Here is a 252-nt window from a genome sequence, read left to right on the forward strand (position 1 = left end):
TTGTTCGGGTGGCTCGGGTCATGGGCTGCAGACAGTTATCCACTATTCCTGTGGATAACCTTGTGTATTAGAGTTAGAAAACTTGCGGTAAGCTAGAGAGTACGCGGCCTGCGGCCGAATTGGCGCGAAACCCGTCTTTTATTAAATTCTATTAAATATCAATTATTTAAATAAAATCAATGCCTGTAAGAAAAGTGTCACCGACTGCCATAAAACATTCATCCCCTCGCTTGACAAATGTTAAATGGCCAT

This window comes from Klebsiella sp. ME-303, from assembly GCF_007910085.1.
In the GTDB taxonomy this organism is placed as follows: Bacteria; Pseudomonadota; Gammaproteobacteria; order Enterobacterales; family Enterobacteriaceae; genus Klebsiella; species Klebsiella michiganensis.